At 63.4% G+C, this 17,564-nt stretch carries 17 protein-coding genes and 1 pseudogene; 8 read left to right on the top strand and 10 right to left on the bottom strand.

Annotated features, from left to right (window positions below; translation table 11 throughout):
• The first annotated feature begins 16 nt into the window (after positions 1–16).
• From AC1DYJ_RS09830 to AC1DYJ_RS09820, 3 genes and pseudogenes are all read left to right on the top strand, one after another.
• Positions 17–442, top strand: a complete 426-nt coding sequence (locus AC1DYJ_RS09830; RefSeq protein ID WP_477280438.1) for a tautomerase family protein — start codon at positions 17–19, stop codon at positions 440–442.
• A 32-nt stretch (positions 443–474) separates the two neighbouring features.
• Positions 475–866: pseudogene (locus AC1DYJ_RS09825) on the top strand (VOC family protein).
• A gap of 107 nt (positions 867–973) precedes the next feature.
• Positions 974–1,540 carry a methyltransferase family protein gene (locus tag AC1DYJ_RS09820; RefSeq protein WP_477280437.1) on the top strand — a complete coding sequence of 189 codons (567 nt, stop codon included), beginning with the start codon at positions 974–976 and terminating at the stop codon, positions 1,538–1,540.
• 102 nt (positions 1,541–1,642) lie between these two features.
• Here AC1DYJ_RS09820 and AC1DYJ_RS09815 read toward each other — a convergent pair whose 3' ends face one another.
• The 3 genes from AC1DYJ_RS09815 to ettA form a co-directional block, all read right to left on the bottom strand.
• Complete coding sequence (locus tag AC1DYJ_RS09815; protein ID WP_477281707.1) at positions 1,643–2,764, bottom strand: beta-ketoacyl-ACP synthase III; 1,122 nt, start codon at positions 2,762–2,764, stop codon at positions 1,643–1,645.
• 129 nt (positions 2,765–2,893) lie between these two features.
• Complete coding sequence (tam, locus tag AC1DYJ_RS09810; RefSeq protein ID WP_477280436.1) at positions 2,894–3,664, bottom strand: trans-aconitate 2-methyltransferase; 771 nt, start codon at positions 3,662–3,664, stop codon at positions 2,894–2,896.
• Positions 3,665–3,711: 47 nt separating this feature from the next.
• Positions 3,712–5,361, bottom strand: coding sequence for an energy-dependent translational throttle protein EttA (ettA, locus tag AC1DYJ_RS09805; RefSeq protein ID WP_477280435.1), 1,650 nt, complete (start codon positions 5,359–5,361; stop codon positions 3,712–3,714).
• A gap of 240 nt (positions 5,362–5,601) precedes the next feature.
• Between ettA and AC1DYJ_RS09800 the strand changes: the two genes are divergently transcribed.
• Positions 5,602–6,885 (top strand): GGDEF domain-containing protein, encoded by a 1,284-nt coding sequence (locus tag AC1DYJ_RS09800; RefSeq protein ID WP_477280434.1) that lies wholly within the window; start codon positions 5,602–5,604, stop codon positions 6,883–6,885.
• A gap of 9 nt (positions 6,886–6,894) precedes the next feature.
• Here AC1DYJ_RS09800 and AC1DYJ_RS09795 read toward each other — a convergent pair whose 3' ends face one another.
• The 4 genes from AC1DYJ_RS09795 to AC1DYJ_RS09780 form a co-directional block, all read right to left on the bottom strand.
• Positions 6,895–7,509 (bottom strand): hypothetical protein, encoded by a 615-nt coding sequence (locus AC1DYJ_RS09795; RefSeq protein ID WP_477280433.1) that lies wholly within the window; start codon positions 7,507–7,509, stop codon positions 6,895–6,897.
• 66 nt (positions 7,510–7,575) lie between these two features.
• Positions 7,576–8,583 carry a ribonuclease T2 family protein gene (locus AC1DYJ_RS09790; protein WP_477280432.1) on the bottom strand — a complete coding sequence of 336 codons (1,008 nt, stop codon included), beginning with the start codon at positions 8,581–8,583 and terminating at the stop codon, positions 7,576–7,578.
• A 98-nt stretch (positions 8,584–8,681) separates the two neighbouring features.
• The gene (locus tag AC1DYJ_RS09785) at positions 8,682–9,131 is read right to left on the bottom strand and encodes a MarR family winged helix-turn-helix transcriptional regulator (RefSeq protein ID WP_477280431.1); all 450 of its coding nucleotides are present in this window, start codon (positions 9,129–9,131) and stop codon (positions 8,682–8,684) included.
• Positions 9,128–10,015, bottom strand: a complete 888-nt coding sequence (locus AC1DYJ_RS09780) for an alpha/beta fold hydrolase (protein ID WP_477280430.1) — start codon at positions 10,013–10,015, stop codon at positions 9,128–9,130. Before AC1DYJ_RS09780 ends, AC1DYJ_RS09785 begins: the two co-directional genes overlap by 4 nt.
• Positions 10,016–10,155: 140 nt before the next feature.
• Between AC1DYJ_RS09780 and AC1DYJ_RS09775 the strand changes: the two genes are divergently transcribed.
• The 3 genes from AC1DYJ_RS09775 (at position 10,156) to AC1DYJ_RS09765 (ending at position 13,991) form a co-directional block, all read left to right on the top strand.
• Positions 10,156–11,088, top strand: a complete 933-nt coding sequence (locus AC1DYJ_RS09775) for an alpha/beta fold hydrolase (protein WP_477280429.1) — start codon at positions 10,156–10,158, stop codon at positions 11,086–11,088.
• A gap of 81 nt (positions 11,089–11,169) precedes the next feature.
• Positions 11,170–12,345 carry a CaiB/BaiF CoA transferase family protein gene (locus AC1DYJ_RS09770; RefSeq protein ID WP_477280428.1) on the top strand — a complete coding sequence of 392 codons (1,176 nt, stop codon included), beginning with the start codon at positions 11,170–11,172 and terminating at the stop codon, positions 12,343–12,345.
• Positions 12,342–13,991: a thiamine pyrophosphate-binding protein gene (locus tag AC1DYJ_RS09765; RefSeq protein ID WP_477280427.1), complete on the top strand. Its 1,650-nt coding sequence runs from the start codon at positions 12,342–12,344 to the stop codon at positions 13,989–13,991. The genes AC1DYJ_RS09770 and AC1DYJ_RS09765 overlap by 4 nt, the downstream gene beginning before the upstream one ends.
• Before the next feature lie 50 nt (positions 13,992–14,041).
• Here AC1DYJ_RS09765 and AC1DYJ_RS09760 read toward each other — a convergent pair whose 3' ends face one another.
• Entirely contained in the window at positions 14,042–14,485 is a 444-nt protein-coding gene (locus tag AC1DYJ_RS09760; protein ID WP_477280426.1) for a CHRD domain-containing protein, read from the bottom strand.
• A 166-nt stretch (positions 14,486–14,651) separates the two neighbouring features.
• Positions 14,652–15,935 carry a cystathionine gamma-synthase family protein gene (locus AC1DYJ_RS09755; protein ID WP_477280425.1) on the bottom strand — a complete coding sequence of 428 codons (1,284 nt, stop codon included), beginning with the start codon at positions 15,933–15,935 and terminating at the stop codon, positions 14,652–14,654.
• Between the two features lie 122 nt (positions 15,936–16,057).
• On the opposite strand from AC1DYJ_RS09755, the gene AC1DYJ_RS09750 reads away from it, so the two are divergent.
• The gene (locus AC1DYJ_RS09750; protein ID WP_477280424.1) at positions 16,058–16,516 is read left to right on the top strand and encodes an Lrp/AsnC family transcriptional regulator; all 459 of its coding nucleotides are present in this window, start codon (positions 16,058–16,060) and stop codon (positions 16,514–16,516) included.
• Between the two features lie 42 nt (positions 16,517–16,558).
• On the opposite strand, the gene AC1DYJ_RS09745 is transcribed toward AC1DYJ_RS09750, so the two are convergent.
• The gene (locus AC1DYJ_RS09745; protein WP_477280423.1) at positions 16,559–17,530 is read right to left on the bottom strand and encodes an ABC transporter substrate-binding protein; all 972 of its coding nucleotides are present in this window, start codon (positions 17,528–17,530) and stop codon (positions 16,559–16,561) included.
• Positions 17,531–17,564: the final 34 nt, after the last annotated feature.

Genomic DNA, 17,564 nt, shown 5'->3' with positions numbered 1-17,564 from the left:
CAGGAGAGGATAGAAAATGCCCATCACCGTCACCGCACCGCAAGGCGTACTGACTCAGGCCGGAGAGCGCGAGATCCTGCCGCGTCTCAGCGCCGCCCTCATCGAAGCCTCCGGCGCCACCGGCAATGCGTTCTTCACCGCCATTGTCGGCGGCACGGTTCACATCCTGCCGCCGCACCACATCTATGCCGGCGGCGCCAATCGGCCGGTCGTCATGGTCGAACTGAAGCTGCCCAACATCGGCCTCGGCTCGCTCGACGCCCGCAACGCCTTCATCACCGCCGCCGCCAGCATTGTCGCCGAGCTCTGCGTGCCCGGCCACAGGCCAGAAAACACCTGGATCAACATCGTCAACGCTCCCGACGGCGGCTGGGGCATCGGCGACAGGCAATATACAGGGGAGGCCCTCATCGTTGCCGCTACTGCGGCGGCGGCGCAGTGATACGGCCAACGGCACCGAGCAGGAACAACCCGATGCGGCTCTCCCCTTCGCTGTTCTTCCCACCAATAGCGAACCGGCGCTGGCTTTCTACGGAGCGTGCGGCCTCGGCCGGGCAACCATCCTGCTGCGCTGGGGCGACAACGGCATGCCGGTGCGGACCGAAACCATGCGGGGAAAAATCCTGCATGCCCGGTTCAAAGGCCCGGGCGTGCTGTTTCATGCCTCGGACAATGACGATGCGGAGCCGATGAAAGGCTCCGCCTTGATGCTGGAGTTCGACGACCAGGCCAAAATGCGGGAACTGTTTGACCGCATGGCCCCGGGCGGCCGGATCACTGTGCCGCTGGCGCGGCAAGTTTGGGGAACCAGCTTCGGCATGCTGGTCGATGCCTTTGGCGTGCAGTGGATGTTTTCCGGCCCATGAGCGCGGATCACGATCTTCTTACCTGAAAGCAGCACCGGTTCCGTATTGCGCCGCATTGCCGCCGTGCTGCGCCGGCTTCATGGTGAGACAGTCGGTGGAGGTCTCCCATGCGTCCCGGTACGGCAATCGCATCGCTCTGGCTGATCTGGGTGGTGTCGTGGTTTCTGGCCGCCTTCTGGTCCGACCCGGCGCAAAAGCGCGCCGGCATCCAGGCGGAGTTTCGCTACCGCTCCCTGTGGTTGATCGGCGCGGTGCTGCTGTTCATTCCCGCGCATGGCTATGCCGGCCGGCTGCGGTTCTGGTTTCCGACCCTTGCCGAAGCGTGGATCTGCGCCGGGCTGATCGCCATTGGCCTGTTGTTCGCCTGGTGGGCGCGGCTGCATCTCGGCCGTCTCTGGTCGGCTTCGGTGACGGCCAAGGCCGAACATCGTGTCGTCGACACCGGTCCCTACGGGCTGGTCCGCCACCCGATCTACACCGGGCTGCTGCTGGCCATCCTTGCCACCATGGCGGCCAAAGGCACGGTCTGGGGCATCGCCGGCGCGGCCTTTCTCACCGTCGGCATCGTCATGAAGGCAAAACTTGAGGAGCGTTTTCTGCGCGGCGAACTGGGTAGCGCCTATGACGACTATGCCCGCCGAGTGCCGATGCTGGTGCCGTTCACGCCAGCCTGACTAGAGCGTTTCACCGTTTCACGGAAACGGCGAACCGCTCTATCCCTTTGTTTTTACGCAATTCCGGACGGAAAACCGTTTCACACTTTTCCTGGAATTGCTCTACAGCATCCTGAGCAGCGCGCCGCCGATCGAATAGCCGGCGCCGAAGGCGCACAGCACGCCGAAATCACCGGGCTTCATGTCGGCATGGTTTTCCGACAGCGCGATGATGGCGCCGGCGCCGGCGGTGTTTCCGAGCCGCTCCAGCACCATCGGCGCGCGATCATGGTCGACCTCGTGGCCGAAGGCCAGCTTCAGGATCATGGCGTTCATCCGCGCATTGGCCTGATGCAGCCAGAAGCGTCGGACGGCCTGTGGCGTCAGCCCGTGTTCGGCGAGGAATTCGACGATGAATTTATGGCCGGCGACGGTGACTTCCTTGAACACCTTGTTGCCGACCTGTTTGATCAGATTGCCTTCGAGGCTGATCATGTAGGGATCGTCCTGGGCGGTGCGGGTGTGGTAGCCCAGATTGGTGCGGATGTTGTTCGACATCTGCGTCCAGGTGCGCGTGTCCAGCACCTCGAAGCGTCCCGGCCGCTTCTCGCCCTTGGCCAGCCCCTCGACGACCATCGCCACGGACGCGTCGCCGAAGATGAAATGCGTCTGCCGGTCGCGGAAATTGAGATGGCCGGTGATGATCTCCGGCGTAACCACCAGCACGCGTTTGTGCGCGCCCGTCCGCACCAGATTGACCGCGATGTGCAAGGCGGCCGCGGCGGACGAACAGCCGAGGCCCATGTCGAAGCCGGCGCCCTTGGTGCCCAGCGCCTCCTGCATTTCGATGGCGATCGCCGGATAGGGCCGCTGCTGGTGCGAAGCCGAGCAGATCACCAGATCGATGTCGGGCGGTTGCAGGCCGGCATGGTCGATCGCCTTCCTGGCCGCCGCCACGCCGAACTCGGCCTGCAGCGACAACGCATCGTCGGGCCGCGCCGGGATGCGCGGCGCCATCCGGGTCGGATCGAGAATGCCTTCGCGCTCGATGACATGGCGGGTCTGGACGCCGGAGGCGTGGACGATGAAGGCGCTGTCGGATTTCTGCAGCAGCGTCTCGCCGGAGACCTCGCGGCGCGCATTCTCGGTGTCGACCCAGGCATTGAAGCTGGTGACCAGTTCTTCATTGGTGATCTTGGCTTCAGGGATTTCAACGCCGATGCCGCTGATGATGACGCGATGCATATCCAGTCCGTCCATGCGCAGGCGTTGTCGTTCTCATGTGGGCGACGAAGAGGCCCGGCGCAACACTTTTCTCACCCGGCCGGTTTACGCCGCCTTAAGCCGAGGACATCGGCCGCATTCACCAGAATGCTAGCCCGCCTGCTTGGCGACGATGAAGATGCGCGGAAAACGCAGCAGCACCTTGCCGTTTGCGGTCTTCGGATAGGCCTTGGCGATCTTGGCCGTGTAGCTCTCCACAAACACTTTGCGCTCGTCGGCGTCCAGCGGATCGAGAAAGGGTTTCAGTCCCGTCGACTTCACCCATTCGACGATCGCCTCGGCGTCGGCCAGCGGATGATTGTAGGCGGTATGCCAGATATCTACCCGGTCGGAGAGCGGCGACAACAGATCATAGTAGAACGACACCGGCGGCAGCGGCCCGCGCGCGGCCCCCGCCATCTTCGCCGCGAACGGCATTTCGGCCGCGGTCTCGCGCATCAGCTGGTGCGAGGGCTCAAGCAGGTTGTCCGGCATCTGGACAGCCAGCGCACCGCCGGGCGCGAGAAAGCCCATCAGCCGCTGGAAGACCGCCGGATGCGTGGGCAGCCACTGGAACACCGCATTGGCGAAGATGACGTTGACGGGCTCGGCCGGCTGCCATGTCGAGGCATCCGCGAGGTCGAAATTGACGCTGGGCAGGCGCGCCCTCGCCTTCTCGATCATGTCGGGCGAGCTATCGAACCCGCTGACCTCAGCATCCGGCCAGCGCTCGACCAGCAGCTCGGTCGAATTGCCCGGACCGCAGCCGATGTCGACCACGTGGCGCGGGAAATCCACCGGCACCTGTGCGACGAGATCGCGCGCGGGCCGCGTGCGCTCATCCTCGAATTTCAGATATTGGGCGGCGGACCAATCAGCCATTTGAGCTCCTCATATCGTCTTGAGAATTCGCCGCCCTAATGATCCCCTTACCGCGTCAGCCGCTTATGCGTCATGCGGTGCGGGGCTGCCGCTTCCGCGCCCAGGCGGCGCAGCTTGTCCTTCTCATATTCCTCGAAATTGCCTTCGAACCACTCGACATGTGCGTCGCCTTCGAAGGCGAGCATGTGGGTGGCCATGCGGTCGAGGAACATGCGATCGTGGCTGATGATGACGGCGCAGCCGGCATAGGCTTCGAGCGCGTCTTCCAGCGCGCCCAGCGTCTCGGTGTCGAGGTCGTTGGTCGGTTCGTCGAGCAGCAGAACATTGCCGCCGTTCTTCAGCATTTTGGCCAGATGCACGCGGTTGCGCTGGCCGCCGGAGAGGTTGCCGACCTTCTGCTGCTGGTCGCCGCCGCGGAAGTTGAAGGACGAGCAATAGGCGCGGCTGTTGATCTCGTGCTTGCCGAGCCTGATGATTTCGGCGCCGCCGGAAATTTCTTCCCACACGGTCTTGTTGCCATCCAGTGCATCGCGGCTCTGATCGACATAGCCGAGCTTGACCGTCTCGCCGATGCGCACCGTGCCTGAATCCGGCTTCTCTTGTCCAGTGAAGGTCTTGAACAGCGTCGTCTTGCCGGCGCCGTTCGGGCCGATGACGCCGACGATGCCGCCCGGCGGCAGCCGGAACGACAGGTTCTCGATCAGCAGCTCGTCGCCAAAGCCCTTGTTGAGGCCTTCGACCTCGATGACGACATTACCGAGACGCTCGCTCGACGGGATGACGATCTGCGTGTCGGTCGGCTTGCGGTTCTGCGACTGCTCGACCAGTTCCTCATAGGCCTTGATACGCGCCTTCGACTTGGTCTGGCGTGCCTTCGGCGAGGACTGGATCCATTCGCGCTCGCGCCAGATCGACTTCTGGCGGGCGTCGTCCTCGCGGCCTTCCTGGATCAGGCGCTTTGCCTTGGCGTCGAGATATCTGGTGTAATTGCCCTCATAGGGAATGCCGCGGCCGCGGTCGAGTTCGAGAATCCAGCCCGTGACGTTGTCGAGGAAGTAGCGGTCGTGGGTGATGATCAGCACCGAGCCCGGATAGTCGCGCAGGTGCTTTTCCAGCCACGCCGTGGTCTCGGCGTCGAGATGGTTGGTTGGTTCGTCGAGCAGCAACAGGTCCGGCTGGCGCAGCAGAAGCTGGCAAAGCGCCACACGACGGCGCTCGCCGCCCGACAGGTTGGTCACTTCGGAATCGCCTGGCGGACACTGCAACGCGTCCATCGCCATCTCGACCTGCTGCTCGAGATCCCACAGGTTCAGCCGGTCCATCTCGTCCTGAAGCTTGCCGGACTCCTCGGCCGTCTCGTCGGAATAGTTCATCATCAGCTCGTTGTAGCGCTCGATGATGGCCGTCTTCCGTACGACGCCTTCCATGACGTTTTCCATCACGGTCTTGTTGGGGTCGAGATGCGGCTCCTGCGGCAGGTAGCCAACGGTCGCTCCCTCGGCCAGCCAGGCCTCGCCCTGAAACTCCTTGTCGAGCCCGGCCATGATGCGCAGGATGGTCGACTTGCCCGAGCCGTTGGGGCCGAGAATGCCGATCTTGGCATCCGGATAAAAGGACAGGTGAACGTTATCGAGCACCTTCTTGGTGCCATAGGCCTTGGACAGGCCGGACATGTGATAGATGAACTGGCGAGCCACGCGCGCTTTCCCTGACAGTTGACCGAAAATGTCGGATTGAATGGAGGTTGGGCGCTATGTAGGCGATGCCGGGCCGAACGGCAATCGCTTTCGCCATTTCAAGCCAGGTGTACACCGCACGTTAAGTTTCCCGCCGGTCGCAGGGCGCGCTGAAATCTCCGGTTAACCCTTCCGCGTCAAAACATGATCGATCGCTGGCTTTCCGCGATTTCGAGAAAGAATGAGATCGGACCGACGGCAGTGTTGAACAGTTTCCTGCTCCTTGCCGAAGCTGTGGTCTACTTCAGCGTCATGGTCACGCTGTTCCGCTTCAGGGACCGCATCGGTCTCGGCGTATTCATCTGTGCGCTCGGCGCCATGCATTTCCTGGAAACCTACCTCGCCAGCGTCTTCTACGTCGCTTTGCCCTTCGGCATGGTCTCGCCGGGTTCGGCGGTGCTGTTTTCCGGCAAGCTGGTGATGCTGCTTCTGCTCTACATGAAGGAAGACGCAGCCACGGTGCGGCAGCCCATCTATGGCCTGCTGCTTGGCAACGCGTTGATGATCGGGCTTGTGCTGATCCTGCGCCTGCATGACATTTCGGCGCTTTCTGGGGCCAAGCTTCCCGACATCGGTTTCATCGACCAGATGGGCTGGCTGATGGTGTGGGGCACGACGCTGCTCTTCATCGACGCCATCCTGATCATCCTGCTTTACGAAAAGCTCGGGCGTTATCTGCGCAAGGCGCCGTTTGCCCGCGTCCTGATTTGCGTTGCCTGCGTCCTGACCTTCGACCAGGCCGGATTTTTCACCGCTCTGCATTTCGTCGCCGGCGCTCCGATCGCCGTCTTTTTCGGCGGCTGGTTCGCCAAGATGGGCGCGGCGTTTGCCTATAGCGCCATGCTGGTCGCCTATCTCAAATGGTTCGAGACGCGGCACGTTGTGGCGCCGCGTGGATTGTCCGACGTCTTCGATACCTTAACCTACCGCGAGCGCTACGAAGCCCTGGTCGAATATGTCGGCCGCGACGGCCTCACCGGCCTTTTGCACAGGGGACGTTTTGACAGCGATGGCGAAAGTTCGGTCGCAGTCAGCCTGCGCACGGCCCAGCCGCTCAGTCTACTGATCGTCGACGTCGACCATTTCAAATCGATCAACGATCGCTTCGGCCATGCCGAGGGCGACAGGGTGCTGAGATCGATCGCCCAGGTGTTGACCCAGGCGGCCGGCGCGCACGACCAGGTCTTCAGGATCGGCGGCGAGGAATTCGCCATTCTTTGCTCGCAACCGCATCCGGTCGCCAGACTGCTCGGCGAAAACATCCGCCATGCGGTCAAGGGGTGCGCAAACCGCTTCGACATCAGCGTCAGCGCCGGCGTCGCTACTGTCGATGAACAGGTCGGCTGTCTTGCCGATCTCTTCGCCCTTGCCGATGAACGTCTCTACAAAGCCAAGTCCACCGGACGCGACCGTGTCATCGGCGAAACCAGGGACGAAGCCGAAGACGCTGGCGCATGGGCGCTCACGCGCGGCATTGGCGGCTGACCAGCCCGATCAGCTCCGCTTGCGCCGCTGCAGGGCTCCGATCGCAGTCGTAAGAGCCATCAGCGCGATCGCCAGCCATTTCAGCGTGGTGATAACAGGACCGGCATCGATGTCATAGGCGATGAACAGCAGGATGCCCGGCACCAACAGGCCGCACATGACCAGCATGATGCGGTTGATCTGCCAGGACACTTTTGCCGCCAATGCCTCATCACCTGCTTCCGCTACGAGGCTGGCGCGCATTTCCTTGGAGGCCACGAGCAAGCCGGACAGCAGCATCGAAATCGGCAGGCCGAGGCCGATGATGAGGAAAGCGCATGCTGCCAGGAGCAATGAGAATTTGAGCGCACTGGTCTCGGCCGGCACCGGAAACAAGAGGGTTGCCAGCGGCAGGAAGACACAGAAGATGCCAAGCGCGGCGATGGCAATGAAGATCGCGGCATTGACCATCGTGAACAGCTGGTAGCGGCCGGCCCCTATCGGCGCGGCGAGCACGCGCATGCGCGCCCACTCGGCATCGGTGTAGGAAAAGCCCGGCCATTCCATCCGGCCGTCCTGGATTGCGGTCATCCCCCTGGCCCAGAAAGCCAGCCGCGCCAGCGCGCCTGATGTCATGCCACTCATCGCCACCCCCGCCGAAATGCGTCCAGACCATGTCACCGCGTCACTGCCAAGCGACGGACGGATATCCTACTGGAACCCGGCGGCATCGACCGAGCCCTTCGGGCAGCCGGCCTTGCTCGTCGGTGCCGAGGCCAGCATCAGACTGCCCAGCGAACTGTCCGCATCTATCGGACCGGTCAGGCCGAGCGTCAGCTCGCCGATCAGCCGCCTGCCGCTTGACGGATCGACCAGGCAAGAGACCCGCACCCGCGCGCCGGCCCCATTGCCGAAGGCGCTGTCGAAGGCGCTGCGGATCTGGTCCGAGGTCAGCTGCTTGCCGACATTCTTGGTGAAGAGCTCGCGCACCGGCGAGGCGTTCACCGCCCGCATCAGGTTCAGCGCCTCGGCAAAATACTCCTGCTGGCTCTTGCCGTAGCAGGTGCCGTGCTTGATCCACTCATGCCGTTCGAGCTTGGACGCCGTGCCCGGCATCACCTGGTCTAGTTCGGCGCGCGTGTTGGCATCGAGATCGACCGGCGGCAGGTCGCCCCAGTGGGCCGGATTGTCATTGGCCTTGTCGCTCGCCGGCACCTGGCAATAAAAGTTGCCGTTCGGCTGCGGCCACAGCCCGTGCAGCGTGAAATGCGACGCGTCGAAACCGCCCGCTGTCTGCGCCTGGCATTCAGGCTTGCTCGACTTGGTTTCGCAGAAGGCCGGCTGCCAGCTCAGCGCAAAGACATATTCGGGCTTGCCGGAAGCCGCAGGCTTGCCCTGATCGGCAGGTGCTGCCGGCTCGGCGGCCGCGTTGCCGCCGGTGACATGGCCACAGCTGATCTTGACCCAGCGGCGTTCCTGATCGGCACCGGGCACGCGGATGAGATAATGCGTCGGCGCATCCTTGTTGCCAGCCAGGAGGTCGTAGCTCTGCCCGGCCGTTGTCGCGATGTTGCCCGGATTCTTGCCGCTCTTGATCGCCTGCGTTGCCGGACAGGCGGCATCGGCCACGAAGGAGCCGCTCATCTTCACATCGGCTCGCGCCATGCCTGCGCCGGCCAGCGCAAAAAACACCGCAGCCACTATTGCCGATATCCGCATTCCAGCACTCCTAGCGTGTCATAGCGCAAGCTAGAAACGTACGACATGTCAGAATTACGATTTCTTTCGTCCGCCGCAAAAAACAATCGATCCGCCGGTCACGCCTCGCCCTCCTCGACCCGCTTCGACAGTGTGCGCAGCAGGTCCAGCGCAGTCTGAAGCGCGCGAGCTTCGATGCCGTCGGAGACGCGATTGGCCCAGACATGCTGGCGCGTGCCGATATCCCGGATTGCTGCCCAGCCGGCATCGGTGATTGCCAACAGCTTGGCGCGGCGGTGCGCCGGGTTGTCGGCATAGGCGGCAAGCCCTTCGGCGGCCAATATGTCGGCCAGCCGCTGCACGCTCTGGCGGGCAAGCCCCATGTCGCGGGCGATGTCGGCCACCGATTTCGGCTCCTTCAGCACCGCGCCCAGAACCTGCCAGCGCGCCGCCGTCAGTCCGGCGGGCTCCGCCAGCCGGTCAGCCGCGTCGAGAAAGCCGCCATTCAGCCGGAACACCGCAAGTACCAGTTCGGTGAGTGCGTCAGCGGCTTCGGTCCTCTCAGTCATTGCTGGCCGGCCTCGATGGTGGAAACGAAAGTATTGACGGCTTCAGCCACCGCTTCCGGCTTGTCAAGCATCACCCAATGGCCGGAACCCGGGACGATCTGATGGCCAATTCCGCTGCGCAGCCGGAAAAGGGCTGCCGCATTGTCGTTGGCCTCGGTGGCCAGCACGAAGACCGGCCCGTGATAGGCACCAAGCGTCGGTTCCGGATTCCATTCGGCCAGCGCCTTGCCGACGCCTGCCCGTGCCGCCGAATCGACGAGAGCCGCATCGGCGAGGACCTGTTTGCGGACATCTGCATTGGGGCCGGCGATCGAAGTGTAATAGGCGCTCAGGACATCACCGCCTTTCGGCCCAGCCAGATCATGCACGAACCCGTCGCGGATCTCTTTGGGCAGTGCACGCGGATCGGTCGCCGGATCGACCAGCAGGATACCGGCGACCCGGTCGGCATGGCTCGCGGCATAGACAAGGGCTGCGCCGCTGCCGCCGCTGTGCGCGACAAGGACAAACCGCTTCAGGCCGAACGCATCCGCTACGGCACCAATGTCAGCCGCCCGGCCGTCATAGCCGTAATCGGCATCAGCTGCAGGCGCCGATGCGCCATGGCCACGGAAGTCGAAGACAATAGCCTCGCGGCCGTCGACGGTAAGCTGCATGACACGATTCCATTGCGAGGCACGGCTGCAATCGCCATGCGCAAACAGGATCGGCAGGCCATCACCGGCCTCGAGGTCGTAAGTGGCGAGCCGTCCCTGCGGTCCGGCAATGGTGCACGTCTTCATGGTCATCTCCCTGGTTTGGCTGGATGCGACGCCCGGCAAGAGCGCGGTTGCGAGGCTCGCCAGCAGGATTGCGCGCCGCGAAACGATCGAAATGGTTTTCATGCTCATGCTCCCGACCTAATTTGACAGTATGCTGTCATATAACCAGATTGACAGCATACTGTCAATTCCCTTTTGGCGGATTTCGACCTCCCCTTGACGTCGGTCGCGCCGTCGCCCAACAGTCGCTGAGGGAGCGAGACATGGCATTTGACAAGCAGACGACGCTGGCCTCACCGACCGGGGCCACGCTCAACCTTTATGTGAAGCGCGCCAGCGGCGCTCCGCGCGCCGTGATCCAGATCAACCACGGCCTAGCCGAGCATGCGGCGCGCTATGCCCGCTTCGCCGATTTCCTCGCCCCACGTGGCTTTCATGTGTACGTCCACGACCATCGCGGCCATGGCGCGACCAAGGCGCCCGAAGCCCCGCTCGGCAGGTTCGCCGGCACAAACGGCCCGGCCAAGGTCATCGCCGATGTCGATGCCGTCCACGATCTGATCGCCAAGGAGCAGCCTGGCCTGCCGGTCATCCTGTTCGGCCATTCCTTTGGCGCGTCAGTGGCGCTGAACTATCTGTTGGCGCACTCGCCACGTGTCCATGCCGCGGCGATCTGGAACGGCAATTTCTCGCAAGGCCTGCTTGGCCAGTTGGCGCTCGCCATCCTCGTCTATGAGCGCTTCCGGCTCGGCTCCGACGTCCCCTCGCGTATCTTGCCCAGGCTGACCTTTCAGGCCTGGGGCAAGGCGGTGCCCAACCACAAGACGCTGTTCGACTGGCTGTCGCGCGACGAGGCGGAAGTGGCCAAATACATCGCCGATCCGCTTTGCGGCTGGGACGCCTCGATCTCGATGTGGCGCGACGTCGTAGGGATGGCGCAGAACGGCGGCAAGGATGCGGGCTTTGCCGGCATCCGCCGCGACCTCCCCGTCAGCATCGTCGGCGGCGAGAAGGACCCGGCGTCCGACTATGGCAAGGGCATCGACCATTTGGCCAAACGCATGCGCGCAATGGGCTTTTCGAATCTGGTTTCAAAGGTTTACGCCGACACCCGCCACGAAAGCCTGAACGAGGTGAACCGCGACACCGTCATGGACGATTTCGCTGCCTGGGCCGACAGCGTGCTGAAACGGTGACACCGCTGGCCCAGCGCAAGCCCCGTGACAGCGGCATCCCGGATTGATAGAGGCTGCGGTTCCGACCCATTCTGGTGTTTTATGGCTGAACCTCCACTGAAAGGCGTCCGCGTCATCGAACTGGCCCGCATCCTGGCGGGACCATGGGCCGGGCAATTGCTGGCCGATCTCGGCGCCGACGTCATCAAGGTCGAAAGCCCCGATGGCGGCGACGACACCCGCAAATGGGGCCCGCCCTTCGTCATGAGCCATGACGGCGAGAACCTGTCGGCCGCCTATTACCACTCCTGCAATCGCGGCAAGCGCTCTATCGCGGTCGACTTCTCCACGCCAGAAGGTGCGGAGACGGTACGCCGGCTTGTCGCCACGGCCGACGTGTTGATCGAGAACTTCAAGCTCGGCGGGCTCAGGAAATACGGGCTCGACTATGAGAGCCTGAAGGCAATCAACCCGCGTCTCGTCTATTGCTCGATCACTGGCTTCGGCCAGGACGGCCCTTACGCACCCCGCGCGGGCTATGATTTCATCATCCAGGCCATGGCGGGCATGATGTCGATCACCGGCGAGGTCGGCCGCGAGCCGCAAAAGGCCGGCGTCGCCATTTCCGACATCTTCACCGGGCTCTACTCCGTCATCGCCATCCAGGCGGCGCTTCGCCATGCCGAAAAGACCGGCGAAGGCCAGCATGTCGACATGGCGCTGTTTGACACCCAGATCTCCGCACTTGGCAACCAGAACCTCAACTACCTCGTCTCCGGCAAGTCGCCGGTGCAGATGGGCAATGCGCATATGAACATTGCGCCTTATGAGGTCGTGCCGGTCAGGGATGGCCACATCATCCTGGCGGTCGGCAATGACGGCCAGTTCGGCAAATTCTGCGCGGCCGTCGGGCTCGACCATCTCGCAGCAAATCCCGATTTCGCCACCAATCCAGCCCGCGTCGCCAACCGGGTCAAACTGCGCGAACACATGATCGAGACCTTGAAGAACTGGGATCGCGATCCGCTGCTGGCGAAGCTCGAAGCGGCAAGCGTGCCGGCGAGCCCGATCAACAATATCGGCCAGATGTTTGCCGACCCGCAGACCATTGCGCGCGGCATGCGCCTCGACCTCGACGACGGCCACGGCAATCGCCTGCCCTCGGTGCGTGCGCCGATGGTTATGTCCGGCACACCGCTGGTCTATGAACGCCCCTCGCCGCGCCTTGGCGAACACACTGACGAAATCCTTGCCGAACTGGAGAAATCTGGAAAATGAAGACCGGCGGACAGCTGATTGTCGACGCGCTCGAGGCCAATGGCACCGATCGCATCTTTTGCGTGCCGGGCGAATCCTATCTCGCCGTGCTCGATGCGCTGCATGACTCGCCGATCCGCACCATTGTCTGCCGCCAGGAAGGCGGCGCTGCGATGATGGCCGACTGCCAGGGGCGCCTGACCGGCAAGCCCGGCATCTGCTTTGTCACCCGCGGCCCCGGCGCCACCAACGCGTCGGCCGGCATTCACATCGCCATGCAGGATTCGGTGCCCGTGATCCTGTTCATCGGCCAGGTCGCCAGCCACGCCAAGGAGCGCGAGGCGTTCCAGGAGGTCGACTACAAGCGCTTCTTCGGCGACATCGCCAAATGGGTGGTCGAGATCGACGATGCCGCGCGCATCCCCGAATTCGTCACCCGCGCCTTTGCGGTGGCTACCTCAGGCCGCCCCGGCCCGGTCGTCATCTCGCTGCCGGAGGACATGCTGACCAGCCTGGTCGAGGCGCCAGTTGCCTTGCCGCACACGCCGGTCGAAACCCGGCCGGGCGAAGCCGAGCTCGATGCGCTGGAGAAACTGCTCGGCAAGGCCAAGCGTCCCTTCGTCATCCTCGGCGGCACGCGCTGGAACGAGGAAGCCGTAGCGCGCATGCGCACGATATCCGAGACGTGGTCGCTGCCGGTCGGCTGCTCTTTCCGCCGCCAGATGCTGTTCGACCATCTTCATGCGAACTATGCAGGCGATGTCGGCATCGGCATCAACCCCAAGCTGGCGGCGCAGATCAAGGCGGCCGACGTCGTGCTTTTGATCGGCGGCCGCATGGGCGAGATGCCGTCTTCCGATTACACGCTGCTGAAGAGCCCCTACCCCGACCAGACGCTGGTGCATGTTCACGCCGATGCCGGCGAGCTTGGCCGCGTCTACCGGCCGACGCTGGCCATCAACGCTTCGCCCTCGGCTTTCGTCGAAGCTTTTGCCAAGCGCAAGCCGGCCGGCACGCCGTCCTGGGCGGACGAGACAGCCAAGGCGCATGCCGCCTATCTCGACTGGTCGACGCCGCCGGAAAGCGGCCCCGGCCCGGTCCAGATGGGACCGATCATGAACTATCTGGAAAAGGTGCTGCCCGACGACGCCATCCTGACCAACGGCGCCGGCAACTACGCCACCTGGGTACATCGCTTCCACCGCTTCCGCCGCTTCGCCACGCAAGGCGCTCCCACCTCCGGCTCGATGGGCTACGGCACGCCGGCCGCGGTCGCCGCCAAGGCGCTGCATCCGGACCGAACCGTGATCGCCTTTGCCGGTGACGGCTGCTTCCTGATGAACGGCCAGGAATTCGCCACCGCCGTGCAATACGACCTGCCGATCATCGTCATCGTCGTCAACAACGGCATTTACGGCACCATCCGCATGCATCAGGAGCGTGACTATCCCGGCCGCGTTGTCGCCACCGACCTGAAGAACCCGGACTTCGCAGCGCTCGCCCGAGCCTATGGCGGCCATGGCGAAACGGTCGAGAAGACGGCCGATTTCGCCCCCGCCTTCGAACGCGCGCGGGCCAGCGGCAAGCCGACGATCGTCGAAATCAGGCTCGATCCCGAGGCGATCACGCCGACCCGGACGATGACGCAAATCCGCGACAAGGCTTAATCCAGCAAAAAAGGGGCGGTCGCCCGCCCCTTTTATCGAAGTGGCTTGCGCTACTTAGCCGCCTCGATCTGCCCCCGGATCTCGCCGTCCTTGTTCGCCGCAGTGTGGACATTGACGTAGTAGTTGCCGGCCGCCAGGTCGGCGGCCTGCGCGTCGGTCAGTTCGGCCGAACCCTTGATCGGGCTTTTGAGCTTGCCTTTGAACGGGATGACGGGCGCGGCATTCGCACCCATCGCCGCCGGGCCATGAATGTGCGCGGCGACCGCCGGGCCGCTGAGGCCGGAATATTTGACGTTCCAGCTGAGCTTCTTCTTGGTCGTGTCGAAGGTGAAAGTGGCGGTGCCCTTGCCCTTGGTGGTGACGGGCGGGCTCTGCTGGCTGCCGTCGAGCGTCGCCTTGTATTTCACCACCTCGGCCATGGCCGGTGAGGCGAGAAGGAAGGCGGTCGAGATGGCCAGCGCCGAAAACACCGGCAGGAAGGAGTGCGTGTGCATAAAGAACCTCCGATTGCATGTCACATGCGTCGCGGCGCCCCCGGCGCGCGCATGCCTCAACCGGAACGTCTGGGCGACGCAATGTTTCCCGACACACGGTTTTGTGACCGGGAAAACAAAAAAGGGTCGATCGCTCGCCCCCTTCCCATTCCAAGAACAGCTGCCGTCAGACCGCTGCCAGCGCCTGCGTCAGGTCGGCGATCAGGTCGTCCGGATGCTCGACGCCGATCGAAAGCCTGACCGTGGTCTCCAGCACGCCGATGCGCTGGCGCACGTCGAAGGGAATGCCGGAATGGGTCATCGCCGCCGGATGGCTGGCGAGCGACTCCGTACCGCCGAGGCTCACCGCCAGCTTGAATATCTGCAGTCCGTTGAGAAAGACGAAAGCCGCCTTCTCTCCGCCCTTGATGTCGAAGGAGAAGGTCGAGCCGGCGCCGCTGCACTGCGCCTTGTAGGCGCGGCCCGCAGCCGTATCCTCGCCGAGGAACGGCAAATAATGCACCTTCTCGACCTTGGCGTGATCCCTAAGGAACTCGGCGACCAGGCGCGCATTGTCGTTGGCCCGCTCCATGCGGATCGACAGCGTCTCCAGCGAGCGTCCGAGCATCCAGCAGGAGTGCGGGTCGAGCTGCGTGCCGATGGCGCCGCGCAGCGCCTTGATCGGCTTGGTCACCGCCTTGCTGCCCATGGCCGCGCCGGCGATCAGGTCGGAATGGCCGCCGACATATTTGGTCAGCGAATAGACCGAGACATCGGCGCCGTGTTCGATCGGCCGCTGGAACACCGGGCCGAGCAGCGTGTTGTCGCAAACGATGATCGGCGTGGACCCTTGCTTGGAGCCAATCTCGTCGGCGATTTTTCTGATCAGCGCGATATCGACCAGACTGTTGGTCGGGTTTGACGGCGTCTCGATCAGGATGACGGAGACACGCCCCTTGACCACGGCGGCGTCTGCAGCCGAGCGCACCGCTTTCTCGTCGACACCGTCGGCGAAACCGACAGCGCCGATACCGAAGCCGGACAGGGTGCGCGTAAGCAGCGTCTCGGTGCCGCCGTAAAGCGGCTGCGAATGCAGGATGACATCGCCCGGACGGGCGTAGGCGAGCAGCGTGGTGGCAATCGCCGACATGCCGGATGAAAACAGGATGCAAGCATCCGTCCCCTCGTAGACCGCCAGCCGATCCTCGACGATCTCCGAGTTGGGATGGTTGAAGCGCGAATAGACCAGGCCGGACGCCGTGCCGCTCGGCGGCTCCTTGCGGCCCGACGTGTAGTCGAAGAAGTCGCGCCCCTCTTCCGCCGATTTGAACACGAAGGTCGAGGTCAGGAACACCGGCGGCTTGACGGCGCCTTCCGACAGCTGCGGATCGAAGCCATAGCTCAGCATCAGCGTCTCGGGATGGAGCTTGTGGTTGCCGATATGGGTTTTCGACGGGCGCGGCGCGGTCATGGCTTTTCCTGCATTTGGAGGAGTCTCGCGCGGCAATTTATGCGATCCTCATCGCGCAGTCCTTGCTATTTTCGGCCTCGCATGGCTGCATCCCGGCAACAAACTGCCGGGAGCGAGCAAAATTGCAGCAGAAGATAGCCGACGATTTCGACCTTAAAATCCTGCGCGAATTGCAGGCCGACGCTCGTATCACCAACAATGAGCTGGCTGAGCGCATCGGCCTGTCGCCGTCGCCTTGCCTGCGGCGCGTGCGCCGGCTGGAGGAAGCCGGCATCATCCGGGGCTACACCACGCTGGTCGATCCCGCCGCCTTCGGCTGGAGCATGGTCGCCATCGCCACCGTCAGGCTCAGCCGCCAGAACGAGGACGAGATCGTCATGTTCGAAGACGCCATCCGCGGCTGGGAGGAGGTGCTGGAATGCCACCTCGTCACCGGTTCGCGCGACTATGTGCTTAAGGTGGCGACCGGCAACCTCGAACAGTATGAGCGCTTCATCAAGGAGAAGATCGCACGGCTGAAATGCGTCGCCTCGATCGAGACCAGCTTCGTCATGAACACCATAAAGGAACGGCGCCTCTGAGCCAGAGGCGCCGTTCCAAGATCAGACTCTAACCGGTCAGGCTTATTTGATCGCCTTGTCGGTGATGGCCGTGGTGTAGGCGCCGGTCGGCGCCTTGGTGATGATCTTCTGGTCGAGCAGCGCCTTGGCGGTCCGCTCGTAGGTCGCCGGATCGAGCTTGCCGTCGGCATTGTCGATCAGCTTGGCGACTTCGCTCATCATCCGCTTCTGGTGGTTCTCGTCCTGGCCACCGCCGTCCATGACGATGCCGGCGGCTTCGTCATTGTTGTCGATGGCGTATTTCCAGCCCTTCATCGAAGCGCGCACGAAACGCACCATCTTGTCCTCGAAGGCTGGATCCTTGAGCTTGTCTTCCGAGGCATAGAGACCGTCCTCGAGCAGGTCGTTGCCCATCGCCGAGTAGTTGAACACGGTCAGCTGCTCCGGCTTGTAGCCGGCGTCGATCAGCTGCCAGTACTCGTTGTAGGTCATGACCGAGATGCAGTCCGCCTGCTTCTGGATCAGCGGCTGCACGTCAAAGCTCTGCTTGAGAACCGTGACGCCGTCCGGGCCGCCTTCGGTCTTGAGACCGAGCTTGTTCATCCAGGCGTAGAACGGATACTCGTTGCCGAAGAACCAGACGCCCAGCGTGTGGCCCTTGAAGTCGGCTTCGGTCTTGATCGGGCCGTCCTTCGGGCAGACCAGTTCCATGCCGGCCTTCTTGAACGGCTGGGCGATGTTGACCAGCGGCACACCCTTTTCGCGCGCGGCCAGCGCCCCACCCATCCAGTCGACGATGACGTCGGCGCCGCCGCCGGCAATCACCTGCTCCGGCGCGATATCGGGACCGCCCGGCTTGATGTCGACGTCGAGGCCCTCGGCTTCATAGAAACCCTTGGCCTTGGCGACGTAGTAGCCGGCAAACTGGGCCTGCGTGACCCATTTCAGCTGCAAGGTCACCTTGTCGGCGGCCATGGCCTGGAACGCGGCCAGCGACATCGCACCGGCCAGCAACGGAATGATCAGTCTTTTCATGTTTTTACCCTCTGAAGTTAACACCCAAAACCCA

Source organism: Mesorhizobium sp. P2_B11, from assembly GCF_056404855.1.
The sequence above is the reverse complement of the archived record's forward strand: the minus strand, read 5'-3'. Positions and strand labels throughout refer to the sequence as shown.

Coding starts and splice junctions, on each gene's coding strand:
- AC1DYJ_RS09830 (WP_477280438.1), top strand. CDS start 17: ATGCCCATCACCGTCACCGCACCGCAAGGCGTACTGACTCAGGCCGGA.
- AC1DYJ_RS09820 (WP_477280437.1), top strand. CDS start 974: ATGCGTCCCGGTACGGCAATCGCATCGCTCTGGCTGATCTGGGTGGTG.
- AC1DYJ_RS09815 (WP_477281707.1), bottom strand. CDS start 2,764: ATGCATCGCGTCATCATCAGCGGCATCGGCGTTGAAATCCCTGAAGCC.
- tam (WP_477280436.1), bottom strand. CDS start 3,664: ATGGCTGATTGGTCCGCCGCCCAATATCTGAAATTCGAGGATGAGCGC.
- AC1DYJ_RS09795 (WP_477280433.1), bottom strand. CDS start 7,509: ATGAGTGGCATGACATCAGGCGCGCTGGCGCGGCTGGCTTTCTGGGCC.
- AC1DYJ_RS09790 (WP_477280432.1), bottom strand. CDS start 8,583: ATGCGGATATCGGCAATAGTGGCTGCGGTGTTTTTTGCGCTGGCCGGC.
- AC1DYJ_RS09785 (WP_477280431.1), bottom strand. CDS start 9,131: ATGACTGAGAGGACCGAAGCCGCTGACGCACTCACCGAACTGGTACTT.
- AC1DYJ_RS09780 (WP_477280430.1), bottom strand. CDS start 10,015: ATGAAAACCATTTCGATCGTTTCGCGGCGCGCAATCCTGCTGGCGAGC.
- AC1DYJ_RS09775 (WP_477280429.1), top strand. CDS start 10,156: ATGGCATTTGACAAGCAGACGACGCTGGCCTCACCGACCGGGGCCACG.
- AC1DYJ_RS09770 (WP_477280428.1), top strand. CDS start 11,170: ATGGCTGAACCTCCACTGAAAGGCGTCCGCGTCATCGAACTGGCCCGC.
- AC1DYJ_RS09765 (WP_477280427.1), top strand. CDS start 12,342: ATGAAGACCGGCGGACAGCTGATTGTCGACGCGCTCGAGGCCAATGGC.
- AC1DYJ_RS09760 (WP_477280426.1), bottom strand. CDS start 14,485: ATGCACACGCACTCCTTCCTGCCGGTGTTTTCGGCGCTGGCCATCTCG.
- AC1DYJ_RS09755 (WP_477280425.1), bottom strand. CDS start 15,935: ATGACCGCGCCGCGCCCGTCGAAAACCCATATCGGCAACCACAAGCTC.
- AC1DYJ_RS09745 (WP_477280423.1), bottom strand. CDS start 17,530: ATGAAAAGACTGATCATTCCGTTGCTGGCCGGTGCGATGTCGCTGGCC.